This is a genomic window from Pseudomonas sp. GM17, from assembly GCF_000282175.2.
Lineage (GTDB): Bacteria > Pseudomonadota > Gammaproteobacteria > Pseudomonadales > Pseudomonadaceae > Aquipseudomonas > Aquipseudomonas chlororaphis.
Genome location: NZ_CP124732.1, coordinates 6,472,405 through 6,486,768, shown reverse-complemented (window position 1 = coordinate 6,486,768; position 14,364 = coordinate 6,472,405). Strand labels below are relative to the sequence as shown.

Sequence of the window (14,364 nt, the reverse complement as noted above, 5' to 3'; positions counted from 1 at the left end):
AGAGTGAGGCATGCGTAGATCCAACCAAGGTTTTACCCTGATCGAAATCATGATCGTGATTGCGATCATCGGGCTCGTCGTCACCCTGAGCTTGCCCAGCATCACCGAGTACGTGAAGAAAACCCATCGCACGCAAATCGCCGGCCTGCTGTCGGAACAGGCGCAGAGTCTCGAGCGGTTTCATTCCAAGGGCGGTGTCTACAGCAACGCTCCGGGCCTCAGCGCCGGCAACGATGACTACAGCATCACGCCAGTCCTGGCCGACCAGAGCTTTACCCTGACCGCGACGCCGAAAACCGAGAGCATGATGGCCGGCGACAAGTGCGGCGAGTTCACCCTTAGTCACACCGGTGCCATGGGCAACAACAATATGGCCGACGGGGTGACCAGCAAGGATTGCTGGGGTCGCTGAACATCCTTCTCGGGCGCTGGCGGCGCCCGGTGTTTTCATTTCCTGGACTGGACTATGGCAAAGCAACAGCAAGTGGTGATTGTCGGCGGTGGAGTGATCGGCCTGCTGACCGCGTTCAACCTGGCGTCCGCCGGGCAGCAGGTGGTGCTGCTCGAACGCTCGAATGTCGGCCAGGAATCTTCCTGGGCTGGCGGCGGGATCGTCTCGCCGCTGTACCCCTGGCGCTACAGCCCGGCGGTCACCGCGTTGGCGCATTGGTCGCAGGACTTTTATCCACAACTGGCCGAACGCCTGTTCGCCACCACCGGTGTCGATCCCGAAGTGCACACCACCGGCCTGTACTGGCTGGACCTCGACGACGAGGCCGAAGCGCTGGCCTGGGCGCGGCGCGAACAGCGGCCATTGAGCGCTGTGGATATCTCGGCGGCCCATGACGCGGTGCCGGTGCTGGGTGGCGGTTTTTCGCGGGCGATCTACATGGTCGACGTGGCCAACGTGCGCAACCCGCGCCTGGTCAAATCGCTGAAGGCCGCTCTGTCGGCCCTGCCGACGGTGACCCTTCACGAGCAGTGCGAAGTCAGCGGGTTTATCCGCGAAGGGGAGCGGGTGCTCGGGGTGCAGACCTCCCTGGGCGAAATCCGTGGCGATCAGGTGGTGCTGGCGGCAGGGGCCTGGAGCGGCGAATTGCTCAAGAGCCTGGGTCTGGCGTTGCCGGTGGAGCCGGTCAAAGGCCAGATGATCCTCTACAAGTGCGCGTCGGATTTTCTTTCCTGCATGGTCCTGGCCAAGGGGCGTTACGCGATTCCCCGGCGCGACGGTCACATCTTGATCGGCAGTACCCTGGAGCACGAAGGCTTCGACAAGACCCCGACCCCGTCGGCCCTGGAAAGCCTGAAGGCTTCGGCCATCGAGTTGATCCCGGCGCTGGCGCAGGCCGAGGTGGTGGGCCATTGGGCGGGGTTGCGCCCAGGTTCGCCCGAGGGCATTCCCTATATTGGCCCGGTGCCCGGGTTGGCGGGGCTGTGGTTGAACTGCGGGCACTACCGCAACGGTTTGGTCCTGGCGCCAGCGTCCTGCCAGCTGTTCGCCGACCTGATGCTGGGCCGGGAGCCGATCATCGACCCGGCGCCTTATGCGCCCAGTGGGCGAATTTAATCCAGGCCGAGTTTCTTCAACCGGTAGCGCATCGAACGAAACGACAGGCTCAAGCGCTGGGCCGCCGCCGTGCGGTTCCAGCGGGTGTGCTCCAGAGCCTGGAGGATCAGCCGGCGCTCGACCTCTTGCAGATGTTTCTCAAGATTGATCACCTGTGCCGGGCCGGGCGTGATGGCTGGGTGGGCGCCGTTTGGCGTCAGGCGCAGGTCACGTGCTTCGATCCGCCGGTTCTCGCACAGGGTGTGCGCCCGTTCGAGCAGGTTCTCCAGTTCGCGCACGTTACCGGGAAAGTCGTAGCCCTGGAGTGCCAGCAACGCGCTTGGCTGAAGCCGTGTCAGTTGTTGGCCGTTACCCTGCGCCAGGCGCTCGAGGATGGCGGTGGTCAAGGGTTCGATATCAGCCTTGCGCGCCCGTAGCGGTGGCACCGGCAACTCGATCACGTTCAGGCGGTAGTAGAGATCCTGGCGAAAGCGCCCGGCATGCACTTCCGCCTGCAGCGCCTTGTGAGTGGCGCAGAGAATGCGCACATCGACCTGGACTTCCTGCTGTTCGCCGACGCAACGTATCGCCTTCTCCTGCAGTGCGCGGAGCAATTTGACCTGCATCGCCAGCGGCAGATCGGCCACCTCATCGAGAAACAGCGTGCCGCCGTGCGCCGCCTGGAACAGGCCGGGCTTGTCTTCGATAGCGCCGCTGAAGCTGCCTTTGCGATGGCCGAAAAACTCGCTCTCCATCAGTTCCGGTGGGATGGCTCCGCAATTGACCGGCACGAAGGCGTGGCTGGCTCGAGGACCCTGGTCGTGGATTGCGCGGGCGACCAGTTCCTTGCCGCTTCCGGACTCTCCGCTGATATAGACCGAGGCCTGGCTCCGGGCCAGTTTGCCGATTTGTCCGCGCAGCTTGTGCATGGCGGCCGAATCGCCGAGCAATGGTCCGGTGGCAGGGGGCGGGGGTGTCGATCCGGGCAGGGCACCATTCAGCAGCTCGCGCAAGCGCGCCAGGGCCACGGGTTTGCTCAGGAAGTCGATGGCGCCGGCCTTCAGGGCGTGGATCGCGGTTTCCTGGCGGGCGCAGGTGCTGAGTATTGCCAGCGGCATTCGCAGCTGGCGGCACTGGATATGCTCGAGTAACTCCAGCCCCGTGCCGTCGGGTAAATGCAGGTCGCTCAGGCACAGGTCGAAGCCTTCCCGGGCCAGCCAGTGACGCGCTTCGCCCAGGGTGCGGGCGCTGCGGGTATGGCGTTGCATCCGGCCGAGGCTGATTTCCAGATATTCGCGAATGCCTGGATCGTCATCGACGATCAAGACTTTTTGTCGTGGGCTCATGCCGCTTACTGCTTCATCCGTGAGCGAAAGAGGTGCGAGAGCACCCGCCATCCTGGCGTGTCGTGAAGTCTAGGCAGGCTTGAGGTCGTTGGCCCGCTCAAGGCCGGGCGGTGCGGGGCCGTTTGGTCGGATTCAAGATGACGCGCAGGGTAATAGCCCCGATTTGCCGAGGGTTGCCGGCCGGAAGCGAGGTGAGGAGGGGCGGTGGCTTTTTTGTAGCGAATTATTCAGCGGTGCAAACAACGTGCTTTTGACGTCATATGCACCGCTGCGGTCGAGGTTCAGCGATCGCGGGAGATCGGACCTTGCTCCAGGTGCGCCTGGCTGCAATACCACTGTTGCTCGAGGCTCAGCGCCCGGTCGCGGGGCAGGTGCACGCCGCAGTGGGCACAACGCACCATGGGCGTGGTGCTGGGTTCGCGGGGCGCAGCGGTGCCGGAGGCGGGCTGCTTGAATTTGCGCCAGAGCCATACCGCAGCGGCAATCAGGGCGATCCAGAACAGTAGACGAAGCATGGTAGCCAGCTATGTGAGTGAGGAACCGGCAGTTTAGCCAAGGTCATGCCGGGCGCACAGTGCAATCAGCGCTGAAATCCACGGACAAAAAAAGGGAGACTCGAAAGTCTCCCTTTTTTGTGACCGCGGCGGTGTCAGTCGAACACGCCGAAGGTCATGTAGCTGAACCACGAGCGGTCGCTGTTGTTGCCTTCGGCTTCATGCTGTTCTTCTTCGACAGCGTCGCCATTGGCGTCTTTAGGCTTGAGCTCGGCCGGAATCGCGTCCTTGGCATCCTGGTATTGCTTCATCACGTCCTGGTTGGCGCGGGTTTCTCCCGGCGGCAGCGGTGGACGGGACTCGATCAGGCCCAGGGTGGCCTTGCTCAGCCAGGAGCGGTTGTCCGCCTCGGCGACCCGTGGCACGAACTGGCCGTCGACCAGAGTCGGGTGATCGGGGTAGTTGAGCTTCAGGGTTTCCAGGCTGGTGGCGGCCAGTTCGTCCAGGTGCAGACGCTGGTAAGCCTCGGTCATCACCGCCAGGCCATCGGCCACCGATGGGGTTTCCTGGAAGTTTTCCACCACGTAGCGACCACGGTTGGCGGCGGCCACATAGGCCTGACGGGTCAGGTAGTAGTCGGCCACGTGGATTTCGTAGGAGGCCAGCAGGTTGCGCAGGTAGATCATGCGCTGCTTGGCGTCCGGCGCGTAGCGGCTGTTCGGGAAACGGCTGGTGAGCTGGGCGAACTCGTTGTAGGAGTCGCGCGCGGCACCCGGATCACGCTTGGTCATGTCCAGCGGCAGGAAGCGCGCCAGCAGGCCGACGTCCTGGTCGAAGGAGGTCAGGCCCTTGAGGTAGTAGGCGTAATCCACGTTCGGGTGTTGTGGGTGCAGGCGGATGAAACGCTCGGCGGCGGACTTGGCGGCCTCCGGCTCGGCGTTCTTGTAGTTGGCATAGATCAGTTCGAGTTGTGCCTGATCCGCGTAGCGGCCGAACGGATAACGCGACTCCAGGGCCTTGAGCTTGGCGGTGGCGCTGGTATAGCTGTTGTTGTCCAGGTCGGTCTGCGCCTGCTGGTACAGCTCGACCTCGCTCAGGTTTTCGTCAACGACTTCCTTCGATGAGCAAGCAGCGGTCAGTGCGAGGATGGCGATCAGCAGCAGGTGTTTCACTTGCATGGCGGCTTGCGTCCCTATGACGGCCGCTGTCTTGGGCGGGGCCGTCCTGTTATGATGAGCGCCCCGTTGAAAAAGCCTCGGGGCAAAAGACGCCGTATTTAACCACAAGCGCGCAGCCGAAACCAAAGGCTGTGCCGACGCCTAGTCTGAGCATGTCCGATAAAATTGAACTTCGCGCAGAGGTGCCGTCCGAACTGGGCGGCCAACGCCTCGATCAAGTCGCCGCCCAATTATTCGCTGAGCACTCGCGCTCGCGCCTTTCCGCCTGGATCAAAGACGGCCGCCTGACTGTGGATGGAGCGGTTATCCGCCCGCGAGACATCGTCCATGGCGGCGCGGTTCTTGAGCTGACCGCCGAGCAGGAAGCTCAGGGAGAATGGATCGCTCAGGACATCGAACTGGATATCGTCTATGAAGACGACGATATCCTGGTGATCAACAAGCCTGCCGGCCTGGTGGTCCACCCCGCCGCCGGTCACGCCGATGGCACGCTGCTCAATGCCCTGCTGCACCATGTCCCGGACATCATCAACGTGCCGCGCGCCGGCATCGTCCATCGCCTGGACAAGGACACCACCGGTCTGATGGTGGTGGCCAAGACCATCCAGGCGCAGACCCAGCTGGTTGCCCAGTTGCAGAGCCGCAGCGTCAGCCGCATCTATGAATGCATCGTGATCGGCGTGGTCACCGCCGGTGGCAAGATCAACGCGCCGATCGGCCGGCATGGCCAGCAACGCCAGCGCATGGCGGTGATGGAAGGCGGCAAGCCGGCCGTCAGCCACTACCGCGTGCTGGAGCGTTTCCGTTCCCACACCCATGTCCGGGTGAAACTGGAAACCGGGCGGACCCACCAGATCCGTGTGCACATGGCCCATATCAACTACCCGTTGGTCGGCGATCCGGCCTACGGTGGCCGTTTCCGCATTCCGCCCGCCGCGAACCCGACCATGGTCGAATCCCTCAAGCACTTCCCGCGTCAGGCGCTGCATGCGCGGTTCCTTGAGCTGGATCATCCGACCACCGGCGAGCGCATGAGCTGGGAATCGCCGCTGCCGGAAGATTTCGTCTGGCTGCTGACCCTGCTCAAGCAGGATCGCGAGGCTTTCGTCGGATGAGTGACTGGCTGATTCCTGACTGGCCCGCGCCGGCCGGGGTCAAAGCCTGCGTCACCACCCGTGCGGGTGGCGTCAGCCTGGCGCCGTTCGACAGCCTCAACCTGGGCGATCATGTCGATGACAACCCAGAGGCAGTGGCCGAAAACCGCCGTCGCCTGACCGATCGTTTCTCTATAAAGCCAGCCTGGCTGAAACAGGTTCACGGTATTGATGTGGTCGAGGCGGATCCGTCCGTTGTCGCCACCGCCGATGCCAGCTGGACCGCCACGCCCGGCATTGCCTGTAGTGCCATGACCGCCGATTGCCTGCCAGCGCTGTTCTGCGACCGCGCCGGTACTCGGGTGGCAGCGGCCCATGCCGGTTGGCGCGGGTTGGCGGCCGGGGTGCTGGAAGCGACGCTCGATAGCCTGAAAGTCGCGCCAGAGGATGTACTGGTCTGGCTGGGGCCGGCCATTGGTCCGCAAGCCTTCGAGGTCGGTCCGGAAGTGCGTGAGGCTTTCGTTCGGCACTTGCCACAGACCGAACAGGCCTTTGTACCGAGCCACAACCCCGGCAAGCTCATGGCTGATATCTATACGCTGGCCCGCCTGCGCCTGGCGGCATGCGGTGTCACCGTCGTGTATGGCGGCGGTTTCTGTACCGTGAGCGATCCGCGTTTCTATTCCTACCGCCGCAGCCTGCGCACCGGGCGCTTCGCTTCCCTGATCTGGCTGGAACGCTAGACTCTTCTGACCTGTGTCAAGCTCGCAAGGCTTGAATCTTCCAGAATCGACCGCATCTACAGGGGTATCTGGCAGGTTTCTCTATTTAGGTGTGTCCATCGCTCCGACCTGCTCAAAAGGAAGGTGACTAATGCGTATAGACCGATTAACCAGCAAGCTTCAGCTGGCGTTATCCGATTCTCAATCCCTGGCGGTCGGCCTCGATCATCCGGCCATCGAGCCGGCGCACTTGATGCAGGCGCTGCTCGAACAGCAGGGCGGCTCGATCAAGCCGCTGCTGATGCAAGTGGGTTTCGACGTGAACAGCCTGCGCAAGGAACTGAGCAAAGAGCTCGACCACTTGCCAAAAATCCAGAACCCCACCGGCGACGTGAACATGTCGCAGGATCTGGCGCGCCTGCTGAACCAGGCCGATCGCCTGGCACAACAGAAAGGCGACCAGTTCATCTCCAGCGAACTGGTGCTGCTGGCGGCCATGGACGAAAACAGCAAGCTCGGCAAATTGCTGCTGGGCCAGGGCGTCAGCAAAAAAGCGCTGGAAAACGCCATTAATAACCTGCGAGGCGGCGAGGCGGTGAATGACGCCAACGTCGAGGAGTCGCGTCAGGCCCTGGATAAATACACCGTCGACCTGACCAAGCGCGCCGAAGACGGCAAGCTCGACCCGGTGATCGGCCGTGACGACGAAATCCGCCGGACCATCCAGGTGCTGCAACGTCGGACCAAGAACAACCCGGTGCTGATCGGTGAGCCTGGCGTGGGTAAAACCGCGATTGCCGAAGGCCTGGCTCAACGCATCATCAATGGCGAAGTGCCGGACGGCCTGAAAGGCAAGCGCCTGCTGTCCCTGGACATGGGCGCGCTGATCGCTGGCGCCAAGTACCGCGGTGAATTCGAAGAGCGCCTGAAATCCCTGCTCAACGAGCTGTCCAAGCAGGAAGGGCAGATCATTCTGTTCATCGACGAACTGCACACCATGGTCGGTGCCGGTAAGGGCGAAGGTTCGATGGATGCGGGCAACATGCTCAAGCCGGCCCTGGCTCGGGGTGAGCTGCATTGTGTCGGCGCCACCACGCTCAACGAGTACCGCCAATATATAGAGAAGGACGCGGCCCTCGAGCGGCGCTTCCAGAAAGTCCTGGTGGATGAGCCGAGCGAAGAAGACACCATCGCCATCCTGCGTGGCCTGAAAGAGCGTTATGAGGTGCACCACAAGGTGGCGATCACCGACGGCGCGATCATCGCCGCAGCCAAGCTCAGCCATCGCTACATCACCGACCGGCAGTTGCCGGACAAGGCGATCGACCTGATCGACGAAGCCGCCAGCCGTATCCGCATGGAGATCGACTCCAAGCCTGAAGTGCTGGACCGCCTGGAACGGCGCCTGATTCAACTGAAGGTCGAATCCCAGGCCCTGAAGAAAGAAGATGACGAAGCGGCGATCAAGCGCTTGGAGAAACTCCAGGAGGAAATCACCCGCCTGGAGCGCGAATACGCCGATCTGGAAGAAGTCTGGACCTCGGAAAAAGCCGAAGTGCAGGGCTCGGCGCAGATCCAGCAGAAAATCGAGCAGTCCCGTCAGGAGCTGGAAGCCGCACGCCGCAAAGGCGACCTGAACCGCATGGCCGAGTTGCAGTACGGGGTGATCCCGGACCTGGAGCGCAGCCTGCAGATGGTCGACCAGCATGGCCAAAGCGAGAACCAGCTATTGCGCAGCAAGGTGACCGAAGAGGAAATCGCCGAAGTCGTGTCCAAGTGGACCGGTATTCCGGTGTCGAAGATGCTCGAAGGCGAGCGCGACAAGCTGCTGAAGATGGAAAGCCTGCTGCACCAGCGCGTCATTGGCCAGGACGAAGCCGTGGTGGCGGTCGCCAACGCAGTGCGGCGTTCTCGCGCCGGGTTGTCCGATCCGAACCGGCCGAGTGGTTCGTTCATGTTCCTCGGCCCGACCGGTGTGGGTAAGACCGAGTTGTGCAAGGCGCTGGCCGAATTCCTTTTCGATACCGAAGAGGCGATGGTACGGATCGATATGTCCGAGTTCATGGAGAAACACTCCGTGGCTCGCTTGATTGGTGCGCCTCCAGGCTACGTCGGCTACGAGGAGGGCGGTTACCTGACCGAGGCGGTGCGGCGCAAGCCTTATTCGGTGATCCTGCTGGACGAGGTCGAGAAGGCCCATCCGGACGTGTTCAACATCCTGCTGCAAGTGCTGGAAGACGGCCGCCTGACGGACAGCCACGGGCGTACCGTGGACTTCCGTAATACGGTGATCGTCATGACCTCCAACCTGGGCTCGGCACAGATCCAGGAGCTGGTGGGGGATCGCGAAGCACAGCGGGCGGCGGTGATGGATGCGGTGTCGACTCATTTCCGTCCGGAGTTCATCAACCGGATCGACGAAGTGGTGATCTTCGAGCCATTGGCCCGGGATCAGATCGCCGGCATCACCGAGATCCAGTTGGGGCGCCTGCGCGGCCGCCTGGCCGAGCGCGAGCTCAAGCTGGAGCTGAGTGGCGAGGCCTTGGACAAACTGATTGCCGTGGGCTACGACCCGGTCTATGGCGCGCGTCCGCTGAAACGGGCGATTCAGCGCTGGATCGAGAACCCATTGGCGCAGTTGATTCTGTCTGGCGGTTTTCTGCCGGGAGCCACTGTGACGGCCAAGGTGGAAAACGACGAAATCGTCTTCGCCTGAGTCCGATAGGGCGTCGTTGTGAAGGAGGCCTCGCATTGCGAGGCCTTTTTTTGCATAGGGCGTTGAACTGTAAGGCAAAGGCTTGTAAAGTGCGCCCCGCAGTACGTCACCCCAAGGCTTTTTCCTCCCTGAGGAAAAAACTGAAATAAGTTGCAAATCATTGTCTTGAAAGCAATTTAGGGGGTTGACAGAGGTTTTTAAGATTGTAGAATAGCGCGCCTCAGAGACATGAACGTAGCGATACGGACCAGGTCGACGAGGGGGCTTCTAGAAATAAAAGCCTGCTGTAAAGGTTGTAAATTGAAATGTTCAGTTCCGTGATAGCTCAGTCGGTAGAGCAAATGACTGTTAATCATTGGGTCCCAGGTTCGAGTCCTGGTCACGGAGCCAATTTCAAGCCGGGGTATAGCGCAGTCCGGTAGCGCGCCTGCTTTGGGAGCAGGATGTCAGGAGTTCGAATCCCCTTACCCCGACCATATTTGGGTCGTTAGCTCAGTTGGTAGAGCAGTTGGCTTTTAACCAATTGGTCGTAGGTTCGAATCCCACACGACCCACCATTTTTGAAACCAGTTCGCTGGAATCGAATCTTAAGATCAGACGCCAAAAGCTCTGTTCGCAGAAGGCGCCTTTAAAAGGTGCCTTTTTTTTACCGGGGTATAGCGCAGTCCGGTAGCGCGCCTGCTTTGGGAGCAGGATGTCAGGAGTTCGAATCCCCTTACCCCGACCATATTAAAAATCCTCGTATCGACAGATACGGGGATTTTTTTTGCCCGGAATTTGACACGCGGTGCTTGCCGGCGAATGCGACGCACAAAAAAGCCCCGATCATTCGGGGCTTTTTTATGGGGTGGCCCATGCTGGCTGAGTCCGGTCAGTTGTAGTCGAGTACGTAAGTCATCGTTGCATCTGCCTTGCCGGCCTTTATTTCGCCGCCACTCGGCGTATAGCGAGCGGACCCCGCGAAGCGGTAGACCTCGGCATCGGTTTCGCTGTGCTGCCAGTCCAGGCTGACCGCGCCGGGCTTGTTGAAGGGGAGTTTGGTGCCCTTGTCGTTTTTCAGCTCGATAGCCACGCCTTGGGCAACGCTGGTCTGCCCAGCTCCTGTCAGATTCAGCATGCCTGGGCCTGTCGAGTTGCCTTCGAAATAAATCTTCAGCGGAACCGGCTTTTCAGGCCGCATACCGCGGCAGCGAATATCGAGGGCGAAGGGTTTTTCCGGTGCGGCGCCAGACTTGATGTTGGAAATCGGGACCTTGCCCATTTGTACGGTCATGGAGGGCTCCCGGGCCTCGCAACTGCTGAAGTAGAAGTTGTTCTCCAGGTTGGTGAATCCTGAGGGTGTGTAAGTCACTGTGCTCGGGGTCAGGCCAGTATTCGGAGGGATAATGAAGTTGATTGTAAAGTTGGTTGGCACCTTGCCTGAGCCAACTGCGATTTCCGTGCGGACGTATTCGACATGAATGTAAGTAGGCAGGTGGACGCTATAACCTTGTCCAGTAAATGTGTGTTGGGAAGGCAGGGGGTACCTTAAACTCCTGTCCCCCCCACGTGTCTTGAAGCGATGATGCGCATACCGATGCCCGCCACGCCGGTTTTGTACACATCGGGGATGGCGGAGGGTTCGAGGCCGTTTTCAAAGGTTATGTTCATGATCTCGTTGCTGCTACAAGTAATCCCTCCTTGGACAGGGATCTGCTGGGAGTAACTTGCGAGTATTTCGCCGACTGGGACCCGCTTGACGGTCAGGCTGGATGGAACATTCACCTGGTTATATGACGCGCCAGGAGGGCCAGAAATGCTGCCCCATAGGCACCATGAGAGCGCTGGCTCGGCCAGCACCAGGGCAAGCAGGCCAATGGGAAGAGTGATCAGTTTGTGCATATGTCCGCTCTGGTTTGAAAGGGTGTGGGTCACAAGACCCGGCAAAGGCCGTCCACGCGTTCGTAAGCCAGCTCCTTGTTTGTTGGGGGGAGCTTGTAGTCCACCATGCAGCTGCCTTCGGCCCAGCGAATCTCCAGCCGGCCCTGGTCGGGAACGCCAAAGACCAGCAGGCGCGACAGGTTGTCGACCATGCCCAGGGGCTTGCCTTGTTCGTCGTAGCCTTGGGCGCCGAAGGGGATTGGATCGCCCTTGTCCGCGCGCAGGACGAATTGCAGGCGACGACCGGTTTGTGCGGTATAGGTGGCCTTGACGATGGCGCCACGGGTTGGCACCAGCACCTTGGAGGTTTCGTTGATCTCGGTGTCGGTCCCCAGGGTCTGGGTATCCAGGTTCAGCCAGTTGTAGCGATAAGGCTGCATATAGGGCACCACCGCGTAACCCTTGCCATTGGTGCGTACGGCGTTCCAACCGGATATCCCGACGCCGTCGACGTCCGGAACTTCCAGCAAACCGAAAGTCTCGCCAAGCGGCTGGCCGAGGGTAACGCCGCCGCTGTGCACCACCAGCGAGCCAGACGCACCCAGGTCGATATGCTTGTCGTCACGCCCCTGGTTATAGCCACCACGCAGCTTGGCGACGGGGGTATCCCAGTCCAGGCTGGCGCCGGCGGTGCTGCCATTTCTCTTGCTGTGGCCGGCCTGCGCCGAGTAGCTGAGGGTTGCCTGGTCGTCCAGGTAGCCGGACACGTTCGACTGCAGCGAGGAATCACCTTTGCTCGAGCTGATGGCGTTGCTGGAGAGGCGGTGAGAACTACCCCGGCCTCCCAGCGGCATGCTGATACTGGCGGTGAGTTGCGTATCCGAACCACCGTTCATGGGATCGCTCTGGGTGCGTGACACCGCCAGGTTGTAGCTGACGCTGGCAATGCTGCTGCCATAACCAAATTGCCAGTTGCGCGTACGGCCCTGCTGATTCCAGTAGTTGGTTTCATCCATGCTGAGGTACAGCGAGCCTCGCTGTGACAGGCTCTGGTTCACCCGGAGGTTGATTCGGCTCTTTTGTGCGCTGAAGCCGGCACGGTCCTGATACATGAGGTCGTCCACATGCTGGCCGAAGCTGCGATAGCCTTCGGTGGAGTAGCGATAGCCGGCCATGGTGAAGGTGGTATTGGTGGCGTTCAGCGTCTTGGAGTACAGGAAGCGCGCACTGTGACCTTTGTTTGTCTTGCCGTTCTGGGTCTTCGATTCACTGCTGGTGACGTCGAAGGAAATACCGCCGATGTTGGAGTTCACGCCCGCGCCAAGGTTGACGGCGCGATAGTCTTGCGCGAGCAGCGCACCGCCATAACCGGTGAGGTTGTCGGTCACACCGTAGACGGCCGTGCCCTGGGTGAACGACGGCGACGGCTGGTCGGCGGAGCGATATTCACCGGCGGTGACGCTGTAGCGAAGGTTGCCGCGCCGGGTCATGACCGGCTGGTAGGCATAGGACTGCTGATATTCGCGTACCCGGCCATCCGCTTCGATGATCTTGATCTGCAGGTCGCCGTTGGAGCCGCTGGGATAGATGTCGGTGAACTCGAAGGCGCCAGGCGGCACCGACGCGGAATAGATCACGTAGCCGTTTTGCCGTACTTCTACGGTGGCATTGGTTTCAGCGATGCCACGGATCACGGGTGCGTAGCCGATCTCGTTGTCGGGCAGCATGCCGAGGTCCGAAGCGATCTGTGCACCGCGAAAACGCACGCTGTCGAAGATCTCGCCAGGGGTGTACAGCTCGCCGAGGGAAAACTTGCCTTTCAGGCGCTGGACGTCGCGCTCCAGATAGTTGCGGTTGCTCTTGAATTCGCTTTTTGTGCCGGTTCCGCCGGTCAGCGCGGATTCGTTGCGAAAGCGCCAGCCGGCGATATTGAAGCCGTTGCGCAGGTTCAGGTTGTGGTAGTCGCTTTTCGTTCCCCGGTTGGTGTTGCGGTTGAAGTTGGCCTGGTAGTCGCTGTAGAAGGCCGTGATGCCTTCGTCCCAAACCGAGGGGTCGACGTAACCGCGGGAATAGCGCTGGACGTATGCCTGCGGAATGCTGAACTGCAATGCCAGGTTGGTGGCGTCGAAGTCCACCGCGGCGCCGGCGATCTGGGCGCTGACATCGAACGGCTGCTCATCCTTGGTGTCCGCGGCGATGAGTCCATCCTGCTGGGCTTTGCCCGCGTTGAGGCCGAGCTCTTTGAGCAGCCCGAGCGAGATGACGGGCTTGACCTGCCCGGAGGCGTCGGCGGCGAAGGTGATCTCCTGGCGCTTGATCAGTACATTGTTCAGGTAAAGGTCGACGCTGTAGGCGCCAGGCGGAACTGCACTGCCTTTCTCAAAATACTTGAGGTCTACCGGAGCACCCCCCATTTTCAGAAAGGAGTCGGCGAACTCGGCTTCTGCGGCGGACAGCTTCGAGGTCAGCCCCAGTGCCACGAGGCAGGTCGCGCACGCCCGCCGGGCGATCCTGAAACTGAGCTCTCTCTGAAAAATGGGCATGCGAAATCCTTTCGATCATGCATCGGATGCCCGAAGCACTGACCTGATTAAAAAGTCGGATTAGGTAAGGCGGTGCGCTCTAGCGAGCGACACGAGTGATGGCTGTGTTTCCGTTAGTTGGAAAGTTTGCTGGTGACTCGGTCCAGTCCGCCGTAATCGTTGATGCTGTCGAATTCCACTGTTGTGGTTCCGGCCCTCATGCCAGTCGAGCCTTTGATCGCGACGGTGCGTGTTGCTCCTGGTGCCAGCATTTCTGCGGTGGCGGTGCCCGTGTCCTTGCCATTGCGCAGCGTCACAGTGCTACCAGAAAAGGACACGTGGTACGCAGAAGGATTGCTCACGGAAAGCATGGTTTTGCCGTTTTGTTCCACCAGCTTCCATTGCAGGCTCTTGGCTGCATTTGCCGCAGTGTCCGGCAGATTGGCCGGGCGGTAGAACAGCTTCACTCGCTGGCGTATGGCAATTTGCAGGGTGTTCTCGTCCTTCGCTTTTTGCGGAATCTCCTGCACGGCCAACCAGAACACGGATTCCTTGTCGGTTGGCAGCCCCTGGCCTTGATAGAGGATGCGCAGGACCTGTTGCTTGTTGCCTCCCAGGCGAACCAGGGGAGGGGTAATGGCGAACGGTACGTCGGTCACGGGCCCGTTGGTGTCTGGCTCGACCCAGGACTGGACCATGATGTCATTCGAGCCTTGGTTCCTGACGACGACGGACGTTTCCTTGGCTGGCGCAGCAAAGACGACGCGAGTGCCATCCAGCGTAATGCCGGCACTGGCCATCGACGCAAAAAGCGTCATGACGCTGGCGAGTGCAAGACGTGTCAATAGTGAGGTTTTCATAGCGGCTCCAGGTCGGAGGGAGGGGC

12 protein-coding genes and 4 tRNA genes are annotated in these 14,364 nt (G+C 60.9%); 9 read left to right on the top strand and 7 right to left on the bottom strand.

Annotated features, from left to right (window positions below; genetic code table 11):
- Positions 1–10: 10 nt before the first annotated feature.
- The gene (locus PMI20_RS29100) at positions 11–412 is read left to right on the top strand and encodes a type IV pilin protein (RefSeq protein WP_007924724.1); all 402 of its coding nucleotides are present in this window, start codon (positions 11–13) and stop codon (positions 410–412) included.
- A gap of 54 nt (positions 413–466) precedes the next feature.
- Positions 467–1,567 (top strand): glycine oxidase ThiO, encoded by a 1,101-nt coding sequence (gene thiO / locus PMI20_RS29095; protein WP_007924723.1) that lies wholly within the window; start codon positions 467–469, stop codon positions 1,565–1,567.
- On the opposite strand, the gene PMI20_RS29090 is transcribed toward thiO, so the two are convergent.
- The 3 genes from PMI20_RS29090 to PMI20_RS29080 form a co-directional block, all read right to left on the bottom strand.
- Positions 1,564–2,892 (bottom strand): sigma-54-dependent transcriptional regulator, encoded by a 1,329-nt coding sequence (locus PMI20_RS29090; protein ID WP_007924722.1) that lies wholly within the window; start codon positions 2,890–2,892, stop codon positions 1,564–1,566. The two genes, thiO and PMI20_RS29090, sit on opposite strands and share 4 nt — an antisense overlap.
- Positions 2,893–3,173: 281 nt before the next feature.
- The gene (locus PMI20_RS29085; RefSeq protein ID WP_007924721.1) at positions 3,174–3,407 is read right to left on the bottom strand and encodes a PP0621 family protein; all 234 of its coding nucleotides are present in this window, start codon (positions 3,405–3,407) and stop codon (positions 3,174–3,176) included.
- Between the two features lie 134 nt (positions 3,408–3,541).
- Positions 3,542–4,564, bottom strand: coding sequence for an outer membrane protein assembly factor BamD (locus PMI20_RS29080; RefSeq protein ID WP_007924720.1), 1,023 nt, complete (start codon positions 4,562–4,564; stop codon positions 3,542–3,544).
- Between the two features lie 152 nt (positions 4,565–4,716).
- Between PMI20_RS29080 and rluD the strand changes: the two genes are divergently transcribed.
- The 7 genes from rluD to PMI20_RS29045 all read left to right on the top strand — a co-directional run bounded on the left by rluD (position 4,717) and on the right by PMI20_RS29045 (position 9,823).
- Positions 4,717–5,679: a 23S rRNA pseudouridine(1911/1915/1917) synthase RluD gene (rluD, locus tag PMI20_RS29075; RefSeq protein ID WP_007924719.1), complete on the top strand. Its 963-nt coding sequence runs from the start codon at positions 4,717–4,719 to the stop codon at positions 5,677–5,679.
- Complete coding sequence (gene pgeF / locus PMI20_RS29070; protein WP_007924718.1) at positions 5,676–6,401, top strand: peptidoglycan editing factor PgeF; 726 nt, start codon at positions 5,676–5,678, stop codon at positions 6,399–6,401. Before rluD ends, pgeF begins: the two co-directional genes overlap by 4 nt.
- 130 nt (positions 6,402–6,531) lie before the next feature.
- A complete protein-coding gene (clpB, locus tag PMI20_RS29065) occupies positions 6,532–9,096 on the top strand; it encodes an ATP-dependent chaperone ClpB (RefSeq protein WP_007924717.1) in 2,565 nt (854 codons plus the stop codon).
- A 314-nt stretch (positions 9,097–9,410) separates the two neighbouring features.
- Positions 9,411–9,486: transfer RNA gene (locus tag PMI20_RS29060), tRNA-Asn, on the top strand.
- A 9-nt stretch (positions 9,487–9,495) separates the two neighbouring features.
- Positions 9,496–9,572, top strand: a tRNA-Pro gene (locus PMI20_RS29055).
- A gap of 5 nt (positions 9,573–9,577) precedes the next feature.
- Positions 9,578–9,653: transfer RNA gene (locus tag PMI20_RS29050), tRNA-Lys, on the top strand.
- Between the two features lie 93 nt (positions 9,654–9,746).
- Positions 9,747–9,823: transfer RNA gene (locus PMI20_RS29045), tRNA-Pro, on the top strand.
- 144 nt (positions 9,824–9,967) lie between these two features.
- On the opposite strand, the gene PMI20_RS29040 is transcribed toward PMI20_RS29045, so the two are convergent.
- The 4 genes from PMI20_RS29040 to PMI20_RS29025 form a co-directional block, all read right to left on the bottom strand.
- Positions 9,968–10,447 carry a fimbrial protein gene (locus PMI20_RS29040; RefSeq protein ID WP_284173483.1) on the bottom strand — a complete coding sequence of 160 codons (480 nt, stop codon included), beginning with the start codon at positions 10,445–10,447 and terminating at the stop codon, positions 9,968–9,970.
- Between the two features lie 176 nt (positions 10,448–10,623).
- Complete coding sequence (locus PMI20_RS29035) at positions 10,624–10,977, bottom strand: hypothetical protein (RefSeq protein WP_101339164.1); 354 nt, start codon at positions 10,975–10,977, stop codon at positions 10,624–10,626.
- 29 nt (positions 10,978–11,006) lie between these two features.
- A complete protein-coding gene (locus PMI20_RS29030) occupies positions 11,007–13,499 on the bottom strand; it encodes a fimbria/pilus outer membrane usher protein (protein WP_007924715.1) in 2,493 nt (830 codons plus the stop codon).
- Between the two features lie 113 nt (positions 13,500–13,612).
- On the bottom strand, positions 13,613–14,338 hold the full coding sequence (locus PMI20_RS29025; protein WP_007924714.1) for a fimbrial biogenesis chaperone: 726 nt from the start codon (positions 14,336–14,338) through the stop codon (positions 13,613–13,615).
- Between the last annotated feature and the right edge of the window lie 26 nt (positions 14,339–14,364).